Here is a 14,922-nt window from a genome sequence, read left to right as displayed (position 1 = left end):
TGCTCCCGCCGGGGCGCGTAGCGGACCTTCTTTTTTAACAAGAGAGGCCTGCTGCGCAGTCCAGCGGGAGCAAGCTCCCTCGCCACATTAGCCAGTGGTTAAATAGCCTTTATTCAATCATTGGGTAGCGGCATTTTGTCGTCATCTGGAATGCCGTCGCCTGCGCTCGGGTCTGGCGTCAGCACATTGGGCCGTGCAAGCGGATCACGCAGCGGGCTGTCCGGGTCCAGCACAGGATCCACCTCTTCATCTGGCGTTGTCGGCACGCTGTCCGGTTTTTTATCGTCGAAGCTGGAATCGGTACTCATACGCACCTCACTTCAAGGTTTCAGATCGGCCAGCGGGTCATAAGGCTTGGCCGGCCGCTGACTGTCATCATCGGGTTGCTCGTCTTTCGGCGCCTTGGCGGGACCGACAGGATCAACTTGCGGATCATCGAGATCCGGCGAATCCGGGTCAAAGCCCAGATCATGACCGCTGGAATGCTCGCTCGAATGCGGGCCTTTCGGGGATGGGGAATCTGCCATGTCGCCTCCTGATTAAACCCATAAAACACGGGTTGTTTCTTTAGGAGGACTGCCGGGCGTGAGGGTGCCCGGCAAATGACGAACGGAAACTCAGTGCGCCGCCAGAGCCTTCTTCGCCTGCGCCGCTTCCGGTTCCTGACCGGCCTGCGCCAGCGCATCAGCAGCCTTGAGCCAGCGATTGCGATCAACCTCGGCGGGGATCTGCGACGGTTTCTGAATCAACACCGCCCAGCCACCGGACTTTTCAAATGCCGACTCAAACGAGCTGAAGCTCATCAACTCGCGGCGGTTCATCCCGGCGCGCAGCAGCACTTTCTGTTTATGCCGGTCGTACCCGGAAAGGATCGCGTAACGCGGTTCGGCCCAGAATGCCGAGCCTTCACTGAAACGCACCATCACCGGGTATCCGGCGGCGACCTGCGTCAGCAGCGCCGGCAGATTGCTGTCCAGCGGATAGACCACCATGCCGTATTCACGGGCGAGGTCTTGCAGATTCTGCTGCAGCTTGTCTTGTGCATCCGGCAGATGCAGGGGTTTTTCCAGAAGCCCCGGAGTGATCACGATGCCCTGCTGCGACAGCAGGCTGGCCAGCACCTGCGGCCCGCTCTGGTTCGCCTCGCCACGATAAAACGTGCCGCTGAGCTCGACCCGCTCCGGCAGGCGCGAAACTTGCGGCGCAACATTACCCGAACAGCCGGCCAGCACCACCGCACTCCCGGCTACCAGCAATGCTGCTCGAATTAGAGAAAATACCTGGCCCATCATCGCTCTCTGATCAGACGCCGGTCATCGTGTTCCGGCAACGCCTGCGATCATAGGGCGGCGCACGCCTGCGGTATAGCCTTAAACCGCAGACCGATCGATTGCATAGAGCGAACTGATTGGTCACCACCGACCTTTGGTCAATAGTCTGAAACACCCCATTGTCTAGACTGTCACTGAAACAGAGCGAATTGAAAAAGTGTGCGCCCGACGCAGGGCAAAGAGGAGGCACAGATGAGCCTGACCATGACTATCGTAATGCTGATTGCCGGCTGGCTGGCCGTGGCCGCCGCCATGCTGTGGGGCGTGTTGCGCATTGCCCGGCGCCATCACCATCCGGTCGATTCGACCCCGAATCACAAGCCAGAAAAGCACCGCGCCCGCCATGCGACTGCGCACTGACAGGTCAGTTGATATAAAACCTCTGTAGGAGCTGCCGAAGGCTGCGATCTTTTGATTTTTAGAGCAAGATCAAAAGATCGCAGCCTTCGGCAGCTCCTACATAAGGCAACACAAGCAAAAAGGCCGGCTGAACTCGAAGAGTCCAGCCGGCCTTTTGGTTTGCTGCAGATTAGGCCTGCTGTGCCAGCTTCTTCTGCTTCGCCCGGCGCGACAGCATGTTCAGCACTTCAATCGCTGCCGAGAATGCCATGGCCGCGTACACATACCCTTTCGGTACATGGGCGCCGAAGCCTTCGGCGATCAGCGTCATGCCGATCATGATCAGGAAGCCCAGCGCCAGCATCACCACCGTCGGGTTGTCGTTGATGAACTTGGCCAGAGGCTCAGCCGCAAACAGCATCACCATTACCGAAACGACTACCGCAATGACCATGATCGGCAGGTGCTCGGTCATGCCTACCGCAGTGATGATGCTGTCGATCGAGAACACCATGTCCAGCATCAGGATCTGACCGATCGCGGCAGCGAAGCCCAGGGTCACGGTCGATGTCGCGGTTTTCGGATCTTCCGGCGCCGGGTCCATGCTGTGATGGATCTCGGTCGTGGCTTTCCACACCAGGAACAGACCACCGGCAATCAGGATCATGTCCTTCCAGGAGAACGCCTGGCCCATGATTTCGAATACGGGCGCGGTCAACTGCACGATGAAGGCGATGGTGCTCAACAGGGCCAGACGCAGGATCAGCGCCATGCCGATACCGATGCGACGCGCCTTCTGCCGATGCTGCACAGGTAGCTTGTTGGTCAGGATCGAAATAAAGATCAGGTTATCGATGCCGAGCACGATCTCCATCACCACCAGTGTGGCCAAGGCAACCCAGGCGGCAGGGCTGGCGGCGAGTTCTAACAGATATTCCATGGGTCAGTCCTGACTCTTTGTAAGACGGTTTAGATGGTCTTGGAGGAAGATTCGGATTTTTCCGCATCTTTTTCCGGGGCTTCTTTTTTCTCGATCAGGCCGCCGGTGGCGTCGCTCAGCGCTTGTTCAGCGGCTTTATGCGTATCGTCGATGGCCTGTTTCGCGCTTTCGGCGGCTTTGCCCATCAACTGCTGAGCGCTTTTCTCGGCCTGATCGCAACCGGCCATAAGCAGTAAAGACGTAAACATCAGTGCTGGAATTGTGTATTTCATGGGACTTCCTTCGAATGAACAGACCGGGTCGCAGACCACACGTCGATGGCTGGGCATTCTAGGGAGACAGACACTTCAGGAAAATTCGTATTTTTAGCGGCTATACTTCGACATTAACGAACTATGACAATCAATGCAGGAGCTGCCGAAGGCTGCGATCTTTTTGTTTTTTTAAAGCAAGATCAAAAGATCGCAGCCTTCGGCAGCTCCTACAGGGGGAACCTCAGAGTGCTGAATTATCGACAGCTGCATTATTTCTGGGTGGTGGCCAAGACTGGCAGCATCGTGCGCGCCTGCGAGCAACTGAACCTGACGCCGCAAACCATCAGCGGGCAGATATCGTTGCTCGAACACACTTACGGTATCGAACTGTTTCAGCGGGTTGGCCGGCAACTGGAGCTGACCGAAGCCGGACGCCAGGCCCTGCCCTTCGCCGAACAGATGTTTCAGTTGGGCGGTGAACTGGAATTGATGCTACGTGCCCAGCCCAACGAGCAGCAGATCCTGTTTCGCGTCGGCGTGGCGGATGTGGTGCCCAAATCCATCGTCTATCGCCTCATTGCGCCAACCATGGAGCTCAACGAGCCGCTGCGCATCACCTGCCGCGAAGACAAACTCGAGCGCCTGCTGGCGGATCTGGCGATTCAGCGTCTGGATCTGGTGATCTCCGACAGCCCCATGCCCTCGCACCTCGACATCAAGGGCTACAGCCAGAAGCTTGGCGAATGCGGCATCAGTTTCTTCGCCACCGCGCAGCTGGCAGCGCAATACGGGCAGGACTTTCCGCGCAGTCTCAATGGCGCACCGTTGCTGATTCCCGGCGCCGAAACCGTGGTGCGCAGTCGCTTGCAGCGCTGGTTCGCCGAGCAGCAGATCCAGCCGCAAATCGTTGGGGAATTCGATGACAGCGCCCTGATGCAGGCCTTCGGCCAGTCGGGCAGCGGGATTTTCATCGGGCCGAGCGTGATTGCCGATGAAGTGAAACGCCAGTACGGCGTCGAGGAGATCGGCCAGACCGATGCAGTCACCGAGTCTTTTTATGCCATTTCGGTGGAGCGCAAGGTCAAGCACCCCGGCATCGTTGCGATTACCGAAGGTGCCCGACGCGAGCTGTTTACCGCGTTATGACGCTTGGGCGCACTCTTCGCGCGGCTTGAGCGTCATCAATACCATGGCAAGGAACACCGACAACAGAATGAATCCGGCAGCGGCGAACCCCAGAAAACCCAGGCCGGCACTGTCGATCACCCGACCGCCAATCATCGCACCCAGACCGATCCCGAGGTTGGCCCCGGCGATATTCAACGAGGCGGCAAACGCCGGTGCCTGCGGCGCGGCTTTCATCAGACGCACATGGCTGACCAGGAACAGCGCAGCCTGAGTGATGCCCCAGATGCCCATTGCCACCGCCAGGCCCACGGTCGAGTGAATATTCGGCACCAGCGAGACCATGCCGGCAATCATGAACGCACAGAACAGCACCGAAGCGCCCAACGGATGACGATCCACGGCGCGGCCGCCCAGCGAGTTGCCGATCAGCCCGACCGCACCAAAGCCCATCAGACACCAGCCGACCACCGTGCCGTTGAATCCGGCCAGACGCTCAAGGATGTCGGCCAGATAGGTATAAGCGGTGAACATGCCGCTGAATACCAGGATCGACAACAGCACATGGCCGATCATCAGTGGATTGCGCAGGATCTTGAACTGCGAAGCGAAGCTGACCTGATGCTGGTGCAGGCTGGTTTTCGGCAGGTAAACAAACAGCAGCAGCGCCTTGGCAAATGCAATCACCGCCAGAATCGCGAACGCGCTGCGCCAGCCGAACGCATCGGAAATCAACGTGCCCACCGGAATGCCGAACACCGTCGCGCAGACAATGCCGAAGCCGATCTTGGCGATGGCGCGGCCAGCGTGATCCGGGCCGACGATATCCACCGCCGTCTCACTGGCCAAAGCCCAGAACACCGGCAGGCCGAGTGCCGGGATCAACCGCGCAATGGCCATGACCCAGATATTCGGCGCCAGCGCCGCCACGGTGTTGGCCAGACCGAACATGATCAGGATGGTGATGAACAGTTTGCGCCGCTCGAAGCGGGCGAAATACGCGGTCAAGAATGGACCGAACATCGCCACCGTGAAAGCGAACAGGGTCACCAGCAGACCGGCCTGCGGAATGGTGACAGCCAGGTCGCGGGCAATCGCCGGTAACAGGCCGACGATGACGAACTCCGTGGTCAGCACCGTGAATCCGGCGGCGGACAACAGAAGAATGGGCAACAGCATGAGCAACTCCAGCAAAACGACGACACCAGCGATGGCCGAGAGGCCCGCTGGCTGAATTGGAAAATGAGGATGGCGAATCTTAACAGAGTGTTTCCGGACTGACTTGCACAAACCTGCCGACTTGCCGATCTATCCGGTGGCAGATCGTCACAGGCCTGAAGGATAACGCCTACGCTGTGATAAAGTCCGCGCCCTGAAAAACGTACACCCTATTCAGCGGCCTGTTTAACAGCGTTGATGGCGCGTCAGCCTTTTCGGTTCGTGCCGGTGATCTGCCCCCGATGTATCACCGGTTTCACGCAACCTTGCACCCTATAAAAAATCAGAGATGCCGTTATGACCGCTTCATCCCCTTCTCTATTGCAACGCCTGAAAAACCTGAGCCTGGTTACGCAGATCCTGATCGGCCTGATTGCCGGCATTGCGCTGGCGCTGTTCGCTCCGGAAGCGGCGAAAGGTTCCGCATTCATCGGCAAGGTGTTTGTCTCGGCGCTGAAGGCCGTGGCACCGATTCTGGTGTTCGTGCTGGTGATGGCGTCGATTGCCAACCACAAGCACGGTCAGGAAACCCACATTCGACCGATCCTGTTCCTGTACCTGCTCGGCACCTTCGCCGCCGCAGTCGTGGCGGTTGTCGCCAGCATGGCTTTTCCGTCGCATCTGGTGCTGTCCACCGACAACGTTGCGGTGACCGCGCCGGGCGGGATCACTGAGGTTCTGCAGAGCCTGCTGCTGAGCGTGGTCGACAACCCGGTCAGCGCGCTGATGAATGCCAACTTCATCGGCATTCTGGCCTGGGCGATCGGCATGGGCGTCGCCATTCGCCACGCCGGTGACACCACCCGCGAAGTGCTCGGCGACTTGTCCAACGGCGTGACGCTGATCGTGCGCGTGGTGATTCGCTTCGCCCCGCTGGGCATTTTCGGTCTGGTGGCTTCGACTCTCGCCACCTCGGGCTTCGGGGCGCTGATCGGTTATGCGCACCTGCTGGCGGTGCTGCTGGGCTGCATGCTGTTCGTGGCGCTGGTGATGAACCCGCTGATCGTGTTTTGGAAACTGCGCCGCAACCCGTACCCGCTGACCCTCAAGTGCCTGCGTGAAAGCGGCATCACCGCGTTCTTCACCCGCAGCTCGGCAGCGAACATTCCGGTCAACCTGGAACTGAGCAAGCGCCTGGGCCTGCATGAAGACACTTACTCGGTATCGATCCCGCTGGGCGCGACCATCAACATGGCCGGCGCAGCGATCACCATCACCGTGCTGACCCTGGCGGCCGTGCACACGCTGGGGATTGCCGTGGACATCCCGACCGCGATCCTGCTCAGCGTCGTCGCGGCGATCTGCGCCTGTGGCGCGTCGGGCGTGGCCGGCGGTTCGCTGCTGCTGATCCCGCTGGCGTGCAGCCTGTTCGGCATCCCGAGCGAGATTGCCATGCAGGTGGTGGCGGTTGGTTTCATCATTGGTGTGCTGCAGGACTCGGCGGAAACTGCGCTGAATTCGTCCACTGACGTGCTGTTTACCGCCGCGGCTTGCTTGGGTGAAGAGGCGAAAGTTCAGCGTTCAGCCTGAAGATCAAAAGATCGCAGCCTGCGGCAGCTCCTACAGGGAAACGCATTCCCAGTGTAGGAGCTGCCGCAGGCTGCGATCTTTTGCTTTACCCAATAAAAAGCCCGCCAAGGCGCAAACCTTGACGGGCTTTTTTGTTGCCGGGTGTTTTAGAACGCGCCCATGTAATCGCGTTTACCCACTTCAACACCGTTATGACGCAGCAGGTCATAGGCAGTGGTCACGTGGAAGAAGAACTGCGGCAGACCGTAGCTCAGCAAGTAAGCCTGGCCGCTGAAGCGCTTCTCTTTCGGCGTGCCCGGACGGGTCACGATCTCGATGCCTTCCTTGCCGTTGATCTGCTCCGGCTTGATCTCGCCGATGTAGGCCAGAACCTTGGTGATCAGCGCTTGCAGCTCGGCGAAGGTGGTTTCGGTGTCGTCATATTTCGGGACTTCGACTTCAGCCAGACGCGAGGACACGCCCTTGGCGAAATCGACGGCGATCTGCACCTGACGCACCAGCGGGAACATGTCCGGGTACAGGCGTGCTTGCAGGAAAGCGTTCGGGTCGATGTTTTTCTCGGTGGCGTGGGCTTCAGCCTTTTTCAGGACATCGCTCAGGGCATTGAGCATTTGTTGAAAAACCGGGACGGATGCGGCGTACAGGGAAATGGTCATGGCAGTCTCGTGTAGTGGCTGGGTGGAACGTGGAGGCGATTATAGCCATGCTTGATGACCACACGGCTTGCCTTTTGTTAGCCAAGGATTAGGCTAGGCGCCTTCGACTGCAGAGGGAACGCGCGATGACCACCGAACTTGAAAGCATCACCGACGAACCACGGCTCAACGCCACGGAAATCCGCATTCTGGGTTCTTTGATCGAGAAACAGGCCACCAGCCCGGAAACCTACCCGCTGACGCTCAACGCACTGGTGCTGGCCTGCAACCAGAAAACCAGCCGCGAACCGGTGATGAACCTGACTCAGGGCCAGGTCGGCCAGAGTCTGCGGACGCTCGAGAGCCACGGTTACACCAAGCTGGTCATGGGCAGTCGCGCCGATCGCTGGGAGCACAAGATCGACAAGGCGCTGGAGCTGGTGCCGGCCCAGGTGATTCTCACCGGCCTGATGTTTCTGCGCGGCCCGCAGACCGTCAACGAACTACTGACCCGCAGCGGGCGCATGCATGATTTCGAAGATGCCGAGCAGGTTGTGCATCAGCTGGAACGCCTGATCGCGCGCGGGCTGGCGGTGTTGATCCCGCGTCAGGCCGGACAGCGCGAAGACCGCTACACCCATGCGCTGGGCGATCCGGCGGATATCGAGGCGATTCTGGCGGCGCGGCACAATCCAGCCGAGCGTTCTATCAGCGGCGTGTCAGTTGAGCGCATCGAAGAGCTGGAAGCGCGGATTGCCGCTCTGGAAGAGCGCCTGGCGCGCCTCGAATAACCCTCGAAATCCTACTGTGGGAGCGGGCTTGCACGCGAATGCGGTGTGTCATTCACACCATCGCTAAATGACACACCGCATTCGCGAGCAAGCTCGCTCCCACAGGGGCAGCACCAAGCCGAAGATCTCTATTTATTATTCACCATCCCAGTAATCCACCCCGTCCGCCTGCCGCGCCACGGCAACAAAGCCTGACGCATTGCCCTGGTCATCGACTTTGAAGTTGTCCATCACCGCGTATTTGTTGGAGTCCGGGTATTCACAGATGTCCGGTTGCTGCTGGGTGCTGACTGCCAGATAACGCAACTCGGCATCGCTGGTGTTGATGATCTGGTGCGCCATTTCCGGGCCACCCGGTGGACAGGCAATCACATCGCCCTCGCGGATCGCAAAGCGCTCGGCGCCCAGCCGCACTTCGCCCTCGCCGGCTACGACATAGAACATCTCTTCATTGACCCGATGGCTGTGAAACGGACTGCCACGCATACCGGGTGGCAACGCGTACAAGCGGTAACCCAGCTTCTGCGCGCCGAGCTTCTGGCCGATGCGCGCCAGGCGCTGCTGGTAGCGGCCGGCGGCTTCGCCTTCGGGGGCAAGGGCTTCGGGCAGGGGTTCGAGTTCGACCTGGTGCAGGTTGAGGATGGGCGGATGCATGGTGGCGCCTCGATCAGGTTTTTTGTGAAGGGCAAGTCTGGGCTTGCTGGGGCTGCAGTATAGGTAAGCCGATAAACCGAGTTGAATTCATCGCTGGCAAGCCAGCTCCCACAGAATTTGTGGTTGCTCACCTATCAGTGTTGGAACCTGACACCTGTGGGAGCTGGCTTGCCAGCGATGGGGCCAACTCATTCAACACATACAGTCCTGAACATCAGCTGCGGGCGAAATTCACCGCTGCCGCAAACTGCTCTTCATTTGGCCGCACCCCGGTGTACAGCACAAACTGCTCCAGCGCCTGGATCGCAATCACCTCCAGCCCGGTGATGACCTTTTTACCCTCGGCCCGCCCGCGCACGATCAGCGGCGTCTCCGACGGAATCGCCACCACGTCGAACACGGTGTCGGCGGCCCGGATCACTTCAGGCTCGAACGCCAATTGCCCCGCTTCCGGCCCGCCATCCATGCCCACCGGCGTGACGTTGATCAGCATCAGCGGACGCTCCTGGCCCAGCTCGGCCTGCCAGCGATAGCCCAGCGAATCCGCCAGTGCCCGACCGGCGCGCTCGTTACGCGCAACGATCAAGCCATTCTTGTAGCCACCATCGCGCAAGGCGCTCGCCACCGCTTTGGCCATGCCGCCGCTGCCGCGCAGAGCGAACGTCGTATCCTTTGGCACCGCGTGGGTTTGCAGCAACTGCGCGATGGCGATGTAATCGGTGTTGTAGGCCTTGAGATGGCCGTTGGTGTTGACGATGGTGTTGATCGACTGGATCGCTGCCGCCGATGCATCCAGCTCATCGACCAGCGCGATGCACGCCTCCTTGAAGGGCATCGACACGCCGCAACCGCGAATCCCCAGCGCACGAATCCCGCCAACAGCCCCCGGCAGATCCTGACTGCTGAACGCCTTGTAATAGCAGTTCAGGCCCAACTGCTCATACAAATGGTTATGAAACCGCAGACCGAAATTCCCGGGGCGCCCGGACAGGGACATGCACAGCTGGGTGTCTTTGTTGGGATTCATCTGCATGAAACTTCTCCTTCAAACGGATTTTCGGATGGACGGAGTTAGCCATTCCATCGGGTTCTGAACGATCATAAGCGCCTGTCTGCAACGGGCCGCGTGCCCCTTTGACCCACCGGTAAAGAAGCCGGTACAGACCTTACACAAAATTTACCCAGCGGCTGTGCTGATTTTCAGAATTTCGCTGTCATAGAAGTATCCCCGCGACAACTTTGGGCCTGGTGCAGGCCCGGACGCCGGGTCGAAGAACCGAGGAATTATCATGATTCGTAAACTCCCCATCGTGGCCTTGTTGATTGGTGCATTCGCTATCACAGGTCAGGCAGAAGCCCACGGCGGTGGCTGGCAGGGTCCGGCAGTGTTTGGTGCGATCGTCGGCTCGGCCATCATCGGCTCGGCATTGATCAATCAGGACCGGCCGGTCTACGTTCAACAGCCTGTTTACGCTCAGCCGGCCCCGGTTTACGTGCAGCAACCGCCGCCACCGGTCTACTACCAGCCGGCTCCGGTCTATGTACAACAACCGGTTTATGTCCCAGGCCCGGTCTACTACGGCCCTCCACGCGGTTACTACGGCCACCCCCACTACTACGGTGGTCGCTGGTGACAGCAAGACAAAGCCCCGCTTTTATAGCGGGGCTTTTTTATGACCGTCGGTCGGGCAACGTCTGAAAAAATCTCGCAAAGGTCGCTGCGAGGACAGTTCCAGCCGCTAAAGTCGGCATGATGGACCTGACCGCTGGGGGCAAATCACAGAACGGTCATCTCTTTGTCATGACGGAACCGCAATCTGAATCCGTCCATAAACAACAGGTTGATAAAAACAAGGACGACTCATGCCTACACAAAACCCGCACCGCATCGTCGGCTTATGCACTTCAAGCAAGGTCTACAGCGCGCTGACCGAACTCAAGCACCTGGAAGGCCACCGTTGTGCCAAGTTTCTTTCGCTGCTGGCGGAGAATCTGGTGCACAAAGGCTTGCTCAGTGAACGCGAAGTGGTGCACATGCTCGACCAGGTTGTCGACTGATACAGCCCTCACTGTTATCAATGACCACTATCGAAAGCGTTGATTGTCCCTGAGCGCGGCGAATCCCTAAGGTAGCTCCATCGATCAATGGAGGTACTTCTCATGGCTCAGGTTCAAATCATGTCGGTGATCGGCAGCGCCGTTCCTGCATCCCTCAGAGCGTCGGGATTACTCGCCTGCTGGTATCTGGTGCGTGACGGCGAGCCGATCTGCGGCCCGCTCACTTCACTGCCCGCTGCCCAGGCCCTGTCGCAGAAAATCGCCAGCGCGCCGTTCCACGCTTAAGGCAACTGGACTTTCGGTTTGGTCTCGATGAACAGCGCCCAACTGGACATGAACAGCGCCGCGATCAGCGGCCCGATCACGAAACCGTTGAGGCCGAACACCGCAAGGCCGCCGAGGGTCGAGATCAGGATCATGTAGTCGGGCATGCGCGTGTCCTTGCCCACCAGGATCGGACGCAGCACGTTGTCCACCAGACCGATCACGAACACCCCGAACAGCCCCAGCACCACGCCCTGCCAGATCATCCCGCTGAGCAGGAAGTACACCGCCACCGGCGCCCAGACAATCCCCGCGCCCACCGCAGGCAACAGCGACAGAAAGCCCATCAGCACCGCCCACAGCAACGCGCTGGGAATGTCGAGAAACCAGAAAATCGCCCCACCCAATGCGCCCTGAGTGACCGCGACCACCAGGTTGCCTTTCACCGTCGCCCGCACCACCCGGTTGAACTTCAATTGCAAACGGCGTTTGTGATTCTCTTCCAGCGGCACCGCCGTGCGTACCTTGCGCACCAGCTCGGCGCCATCGCGCAGAAAGAAAAACAGCAGGTACAGCATGATGCCGAAGCTGACCACGAACTCGAATGTGCCTTGACCGAAACTGAAGGCCTGACTGGCCAGGACCTGGCTGCCCTGCATCGAGGCCTTGACGATTTTTTCGCGCAAACCGTTCAACTCGCCCATGCCGAAGCGATCGAGCAAATGCTGAAAGTACGGCGGCAGGCTGTGTTTGAACTGTGCCAGATAGGCACCGATGTCCAGTTGGCCGCTTTCGATGTTGTTGTACACCGTCGCGCCTTCCTGAACCAACAGGACGCTGAGGATGATCACCGGCAGAATCGCGATCACCAGGCAGATACCCAATGTGCAGAGCGCGGTCAGGTTGCGTTGCCAGCCGAATTTCTGCTGCAGCCGGCGTTGCATCGGCGCAAACAGAATGCCGAGGATCACCGCCCAGAACACCGCGCCGTAGAACGGCAGCAGAATCCAGATGAAGGCGACCGTCACCAGTAACAACAGCACGGTGAGGGATTTGAATTGCAGGGTTTTCTCGTTCATGTCCGATCCATGTCAGTCAGGCGTCTCGCGCGCCACGAACCTTAGTCCGCCGTGGCGCGCGCGAGTGCCATCTTTGTTCATGGAGCATAGTTGCCGAACGGCAAACGCCGTCAGCGTACCGGCAACTTCACGATCTGCGCAGTGGTGAGGACGTCGCCGAAAGTGTCTTCGACTTCCGCCAGTGCTGCCTTGTGCAGCGAATCCTTGTCGATGGACACGCCGTTGGCCCGGGTAATGGCGCGGGTTGCCGTGGCATCGGCGGCGACGATCACGCTGTAACCCAACGGCGCGGCATCCCGCGCGGCACCGGCCACACAGGCGTGGGTCATCAGCCCGGAAATGATCAGGGTCTGGATGCCGGCTTTTTTCAGTTGCTCGTTCAGGTCAGTGCTGGCGAACACGCTGACGGTGTTCTTCTGCAGTACCACGTCTTGCGGGCGCGGCTGCATGTCCTTGTGAAATTTAACCGTCTGGCCGTCGATGGCAAACACCGCCGACCCCGCCGGCGCAACGTGCTGCACGTGATACACCGGGATCTTGTGGCTGTCGGCAAAGCTGATCAGCTCACGGGTTTTCGCCAGGGCAGCGGCACCGTCCGGGATCGGCATCCGGCCCTTGAAATATTCATTCTGAAAGTCGATCACGAGCAGGGCCGACTTGCCGGCCGGCAGGTGATCGACCGGCGTAGCGCCGGACATCGCCCGAATGGTCGGGTGGCTGTCGGCGATGGCACCGCTGCTGGCCAGCACACCGGAAAATGCACAAGCGGTAAGAAAGCGACGAGTAAGGTTCTGCATGCCAAATCCTGCTTCGGTTGAGTGGATGAGCAAATGTTAGCCAGCCGCCACCACCGCGAACACTGTGAAACCGGCACATGATCTGTGCAATTACTGCACAACTGAGCATCACCTGCGTAAAGGTAGATCCAGATCAATAAACCGCGATTGCCGCTGCACTACCCTGCCGCGCTTTTGCCATCGATGCCCGCCATGATCCCTGACCTGCCCCTCGCCGCTCCTGAACTGCTGGCCCCCGCCGGCACCCTGAAGAACATGCGCTACGCCTTCGCCTACGGTGCCGATGCGGTCTACGCCGGCCAACCGCGCTACAGCCTGCGGGTACGCAACAACGAGTTCGACCACGCCAACCTCGCGCTCGGCATTCGTGAAGCGCAGGCTCAGGGCAAGCGCTTCTATGTGGTGGTCAACATCGCCCCGCACAACGCCAAACTGAAAACCTTCCTCAAGGACCTGGCGCCAGTGATCGAGATGGCGCCCGATGCACTGATCATGTCCGACCCGGGTCTGATCATGCTGGTGCGCCGGCATTTTCCGCAGATGCCGATCCATCTCTCCGTGCAAGCGAATACGGTGAACTGGGCGAGTGTCGAGTTCTGGCAGCAACAGGGGCTGAGCCGGATCATCCTGTCGCGGGAATTGTCGCTGGAGGAAATCGGCGAAATCCGTGAGCAAGTGCCGGGCATGGAGCTGGAAGTGTTCGTCCACGGCGCACTGTGCATGGCCTACTCCGGGCGTTGCCTGCTGTCGGGCTACATGAACAAGCGCGATGCCAATCAGGGCACCTGCACCAACGCCTGCCGCTGGAAATATTCGGCGCAGCAGGCCACGGAAAACCAGCTCGGCGAGATCGTGCAGACCTTCCAGCCCGAGCCGACCCTGGGCCTCGGCGCGCCGACCGATCAGGTGTTTCTGCTGCAGGAAGCCAATCGCCCCGATGAGCTGATGCCCGCCTTCGAAGACGAGCACGGCACTTACATCATGAACGCCAAGGATCTGCGCGCCGTGCAACACGTCGAGCGCCTGACGCGCATGGGCGTGCATTCGCTAAAGATCGAGGGCCGCACCAAATCGCACTTCTATTGCGCGCGCACCACCCAGGTCTATCGCCGGGCCATCGACGACGCGATGGCCGGACGCGAGTTCGACCGCAGCCTGATGACCGATCTCGAATCACTGGCCCAGCGCGGCTACACCGAAGGCTTCCTGCGCCGCCATGTGCATGACGAATACCAGAACTATCAGAACGGCAGCTCGGTCTCGGAGCGCCAGCAGTTCGTTGGTGAACTGACCGGTGAACGCCGTGATCGATTGGCCGAGGTCAAGGTGAAGAACCGTTTTGCCCTGGGCGATCATCTGGAGCTGATGACGCCCAAGGGCAACTTCCATTTCGACCTGCACCAGTTGCAGAGTGCCAAGGGCGAAGCCATCGAAGTCGCGCCCGGCGACGGGCACACGGTGTACCTGCCGATACCGGATGCGGTGGATTTGCGTTTTGGCCTGCTGATGCGCGACCTGACTCCCTGACCCCACCCCTGTAGGAGCTGCCGAAGGCTGCGATCTTTTGACTTTGTTGTTGAAAAAACAGATCAAAAGATCGCAGCCTGCGGCAGCTCCTACGCTGGAATGCGGATGGGGTCAGAGGAATTCTTCGCGCAACATCGCCACGAACGCCTCACGCGCCGGGTGCACGCCGGCGTTCTCATGCCAGTAGAACAGGTTCTCGATGGCCGTCAGCTCGGGGAATTCATAGGCGACACAGCCAGCGCCTTTGGCGTATTGCTCGAACACGCCTTTGGGCACCAGCGCGACCCCGGCGCCGGCACTCACGCAACCGACAATCGCCCCGTAACTCGCCAGGCTGACAATCGGCAGCGCCTGGCCCTGACGCAACAACCAATGCTCCA

20 protein-coding genes are annotated in these 14,922 nt (G+C 59.7%); 8 read left to right on the top strand and 12 right to left on the bottom strand.

Features of this window, described 5'->3' with window-relative positions; translation table 11 throughout:
- Positions 1–113: 113 nt before the first annotated feature.
- The 3 genes from DBR18_RS18360 to DBR18_RS18350 all read right to left on the bottom strand — a co-directional run bounded on the left by DBR18_RS18360 (position 114) and on the right by DBR18_RS18350 (position 1,289).
- Complete coding sequence (locus tag DBR18_RS18360) at positions 114–308, bottom strand: hypothetical protein (protein WP_108591363.1); 195 nt, start codon at positions 306–308, stop codon at positions 114–116.
- 12 nt (positions 309–320) lie between these two features.
- Positions 321–527: a DUF6021 family protein gene (locus DBR18_RS18355; protein ID WP_108591362.1), complete on the bottom strand. Its 207-nt coding sequence runs from the start codon at positions 525–527 to the stop codon at positions 321–323.
- Between the two features lie 90 nt (positions 528–617).
- Entirely contained in the window at positions 618–1,289 is a 672-nt protein-coding gene (locus DBR18_RS18350) for a peptidase C39 family protein (protein ID WP_108591366.1), read from the bottom strand.
- A 246-nt stretch (positions 1,290–1,535) separates the two neighbouring features.
- On the opposite strand from DBR18_RS18350, the gene DBR18_RS28420 reads away from it, so the two are divergent.
- Positions 1,536–1,691, top strand: coding sequence for a hypothetical protein (locus tag DBR18_RS28420; protein WP_177482405.1), 156 nt, complete (start codon positions 1,536–1,538; stop codon positions 1,689–1,691).
- Positions 1,692–1,860: 169 nt separating this feature from the next.
- Here the strand turns inward: DBR18_RS28420 and DBR18_RS18345 are convergent, their stop codons facing one another.
- On the bottom strand, positions 1,861–2,610 hold the full coding sequence (locus tag DBR18_RS18345) for a TerC family protein (RefSeq protein WP_007965377.1): 750 nt from the start codon (positions 2,608–2,610) through the stop codon (positions 1,861–1,863).
- A gap of 29 nt (positions 2,611–2,639) precedes the next feature.
- Positions 2,640–2,882: a hypothetical protein gene (locus DBR18_RS18340; protein WP_025108906.1), complete on the bottom strand. Its 243-nt coding sequence runs from the start codon at positions 2,880–2,882 to the stop codon at positions 2,640–2,642.
- A 228-nt stretch (positions 2,883–3,110) separates the two neighbouring features.
- On the opposite strand from DBR18_RS18340, the gene nhaR reads away from it, so the two are divergent.
- Positions 3,111–4,010 (top strand): transcriptional activator NhaR, encoded by a 900-nt coding sequence (nhaR, locus tag DBR18_RS18335; protein WP_108591361.1) that lies wholly within the window; start codon positions 3,111–3,113, stop codon positions 4,008–4,010.
- On the opposite strand, the gene DBR18_RS18330 is transcribed toward nhaR, so the two are convergent.
- Positions 4,005–5,168, bottom strand: coding sequence for an MFS transporter (locus tag DBR18_RS18330; RefSeq protein WP_108591360.1), 1,164 nt, complete (start codon positions 5,166–5,168; stop codon positions 4,005–4,007). The two genes, nhaR and DBR18_RS18330, sit on opposite strands and share 6 nt — an antisense overlap.
- Before the next feature lie 336 nt (positions 5,169–5,504).
- Here DBR18_RS18330 and sstT point away from each other — a divergent pair, with 336 nt between their 5' ends.
- Positions 5,505–6,737 (top strand): serine/threonine transporter SstT, encoded by a 1,233-nt coding sequence (gene sstT / locus DBR18_RS18325; RefSeq protein ID WP_108591359.1) that lies wholly within the window; start codon positions 5,505–5,507, stop codon positions 6,735–6,737.
- A 146-nt stretch (positions 6,738–6,883) separates the two neighbouring features.
- Here the strand turns inward: sstT and DBR18_RS18320 are convergent, their stop codons facing one another.
- A complete protein-coding gene (locus DBR18_RS18320; protein ID WP_108591358.1) occupies positions 6,884–7,393 on the bottom strand; it encodes a DUF1993 family protein in 510 nt (169 codons plus the stop codon).
- 125 nt (positions 7,394–7,518) lie between these two features.
- Here DBR18_RS18320 and DBR18_RS18315 point away from each other — a divergent pair, with 125 nt between their 5' ends.
- Entirely contained in the window at positions 7,519–8,163 is a 645-nt protein-coding gene (locus DBR18_RS18315; protein WP_108591357.1) for a YceH family protein, read from the top strand.
- Between the two features lie 135 nt (positions 8,164–8,298).
- Here DBR18_RS18315 and DBR18_RS18310 read toward each other — a convergent pair whose 3' ends face one another.
- Both DBR18_RS18310 and DBR18_RS18305 read right to left on the bottom strand, forming a co-directional pair.
- The gene (locus DBR18_RS18310; RefSeq protein WP_108591356.1) at positions 8,299–8,817 is read right to left on the bottom strand and encodes a cupin domain-containing protein; all 519 of its coding nucleotides are present in this window, start codon (positions 8,815–8,817) and stop codon (positions 8,299–8,301) included.
- Between the two features lie 214 nt (positions 8,818–9,031).
- A complete protein-coding gene (locus DBR18_RS18305; protein ID WP_108591355.1) occupies positions 9,032–9,850 on the bottom strand; it encodes a shikimate 5-dehydrogenase in 819 nt (272 codons plus the stop codon).
- A gap of 256 nt (positions 9,851–10,106) precedes the next feature.
- Between DBR18_RS18305 and DBR18_RS18300 the strand changes: the two genes are divergently transcribed.
- From DBR18_RS18300 to DBR18_RS18290, 3 genes are all read left to right on the top strand, one after another.
- Positions 10,107–10,451, top strand: coding sequence for a hypothetical protein (locus tag DBR18_RS18300; protein ID WP_025108898.1), 345 nt, complete (start codon positions 10,107–10,109; stop codon positions 10,449–10,451).
- A 229-nt stretch (positions 10,452–10,680) separates the two neighbouring features.
- Positions 10,681–10,875: a hypothetical protein gene (locus DBR18_RS18295; RefSeq protein WP_108591354.1), complete on the top strand. Its 195-nt coding sequence runs from the start codon at positions 10,681–10,683 to the stop codon at positions 10,873–10,875.
- Positions 10,876–10,977: 102 nt separating this feature from the next.
- Positions 10,978–11,160, top strand: coding sequence for a hypothetical protein (locus tag DBR18_RS18290; RefSeq protein WP_108591353.1), 183 nt, complete (start codon positions 10,978–10,980; stop codon positions 11,158–11,160).
- On the opposite strand, the gene DBR18_RS18285 is transcribed toward DBR18_RS18290, so the two are convergent.
- Both DBR18_RS18285 and DBR18_RS18280 read right to left on the bottom strand, forming a co-directional pair.
- Positions 11,157–12,218 carry an AI-2E family transporter gene (locus tag DBR18_RS18285; protein ID WP_108591352.1) on the bottom strand — a complete coding sequence of 354 codons (1,062 nt, stop codon included), beginning with the start codon at positions 12,216–12,218 and terminating at the stop codon, positions 11,157–11,159. The two genes, DBR18_RS18290 and DBR18_RS18285, sit on opposite strands and share 4 nt — an antisense overlap.
- Positions 12,219–12,328: 110 nt before the next feature.
- Complete coding sequence (locus DBR18_RS18280) at positions 12,329–13,015, bottom strand: cysteine hydrolase family protein (protein ID WP_108591351.1); 687 nt, start codon at positions 13,013–13,015, stop codon at positions 12,329–12,331.
- 192 nt (positions 13,016–13,207) lie between these two features.
- Between DBR18_RS18280 and yegQ the strand changes: the two genes are divergently transcribed.
- Positions 13,208–14,542 (top strand): tRNA 5-hydroxyuridine modification protein YegQ, encoded by a 1,335-nt coding sequence (gene yegQ, locus DBR18_RS18275; protein WP_108591350.1) that lies wholly within the window; start codon positions 13,208–13,210, stop codon positions 14,540–14,542.
- Between the two features lie 111 nt (positions 14,543–14,653).
- Here yegQ and DBR18_RS29445 read toward each other — a convergent pair.
- A partial coding sequence (locus tag DBR18_RS29445; protein ID WP_256588785.1) for a LysR substrate-binding domain-containing protein occupies positions 14,654–14,922 on the bottom strand: 269 nt, incomplete at its 5' end.

Origin of the sequence: Pseudomonas sp. HMWF021, from assembly GCF_003061005.1 — a bacterium.
In the GTDB taxonomy this organism is placed as follows: Bacteria; Pseudomonadota; Gammaproteobacteria; order Pseudomonadales; family Pseudomonadaceae; genus Aquipseudomonas.
The sequence above is the reverse complement of the archived record's forward strand: the minus strand, read 5'-3'. Positions and strand labels throughout refer to the sequence as shown.

What these genes read in the sequence shown, in the direction of transcription:
- DBR18_RS28420 (WP_177482405.1), top strand. Translation starts at nt 1,536, where the DNA reads ATGACTATCGTAATGCTGATTGCCGGCTGGCTGGCCGTGGCCGCCGCC.
- DBR18_RS18310 (WP_108591356.1), bottom strand. Translation starts at nt 8,817, where the DNA reads ATGCATCCGCCCATCCTCAACCTGCACCAGGTCGAACTCGAACCCCTG.
- sstT (WP_108591359.1), top strand. Translation starts at nt 5,505, where the DNA reads ATGACCGCTTCATCCCCTTCTCTATTGCAACGCCTGAAAAACCTGAGC.
- DBR18_RS18320 (WP_108591358.1), bottom strand. Translation starts at nt 7,393, where the DNA reads ATGACCATTTCCCTGTACGCCGCATCCGTCCCGGTTTTTCAACAAATG.
- DBR18_RS18340 (WP_025108906.1), bottom strand. Translation starts at nt 2,882, where the DNA reads ATGAAATACACAATTCCAGCACTGATGTTTACGTCTTTACTGCTTATG.
- DBR18_RS18315 (WP_108591357.1), top strand. Translation starts at nt 7,519, where the DNA reads ATGACCACCGAACTTGAAAGCATCACCGACGAACCACGGCTCAACGCC.
- DBR18_RS18280 (WP_108591351.1), bottom strand. Translation starts at nt 13,015, where the DNA reads ATGCAGAACCTTACTCGTCGCTTTCTTACCGCTTGTGCATTTTCCGGT.
- DBR18_RS18350 (WP_108591366.1), bottom strand. Translation starts at nt 1,289, where the DNA reads ATGGGCCAGGTATTTTCTCTAATTCGAGCAGCATTGCTGGTAGCCGGG.
- DBR18_RS18300 (WP_025108898.1), top strand. Translation starts at nt 10,107, where the DNA reads ATGATTCGTAAACTCCCCATCGTGGCCTTGTTGATTGGTGCATTCGCT.
- DBR18_RS18305 (WP_108591355.1), bottom strand. Translation starts at nt 9,850, where the DNA reads ATGCAGATGAATCCCAACAAAGACACCCAGCTGTGCATGTCCCTGTCC.
- DBR18_RS18295 (WP_108591354.1), top strand. Translation starts at nt 10,681, where the DNA reads ATGCCTACACAAAACCCGCACCGCATCGTCGGCTTATGCACTTCAAGC.
- yegQ (WP_108591350.1), top strand. Translation starts at nt 13,208, where the DNA reads ATGATCCCTGACCTGCCCCTCGCCGCTCCTGAACTGCTGGCCCCCGCC.
- DBR18_RS18285 (WP_108591352.1), bottom strand. Translation starts at nt 12,218, where the DNA reads ATGAACGAGAAAACCCTGCAATTCAAATCCCTCACCGTGCTGTTGTTA.
- DBR18_RS18345 (WP_007965377.1), bottom strand. Translation starts at nt 2,610, where the DNA reads ATGGAATATCTGTTAGAACTCGCCGCCAGCCCTGCCGCCTGGGTTGCC.
- DBR18_RS18290 (WP_108591353.1), top strand. Translation starts at nt 10,978, where the DNA reads ATGGCTCAGGTTCAAATCATGTCGGTGATCGGCAGCGCCGTTCCTGCA.
- DBR18_RS18330 (WP_108591360.1), bottom strand. Translation starts at nt 5,168, where the DNA reads ATGCTGTTGCCCATTCTTCTGTTGTCCGCCGCCGGATTCACGGTGCTG.
- DBR18_RS18355 (WP_108591362.1), bottom strand. Translation starts at nt 527, where the DNA reads ATGGCAGATTCCCCATCCCCGAAAGGCCCGCATTCGAGCGAGCATTCC.
- DBR18_RS18360 (WP_108591363.1), bottom strand. Translation starts at nt 308, where the DNA reads ATGAGTACCGATTCCAGCTTCGACGATAAAAAACCGGACAGCGTGCCG.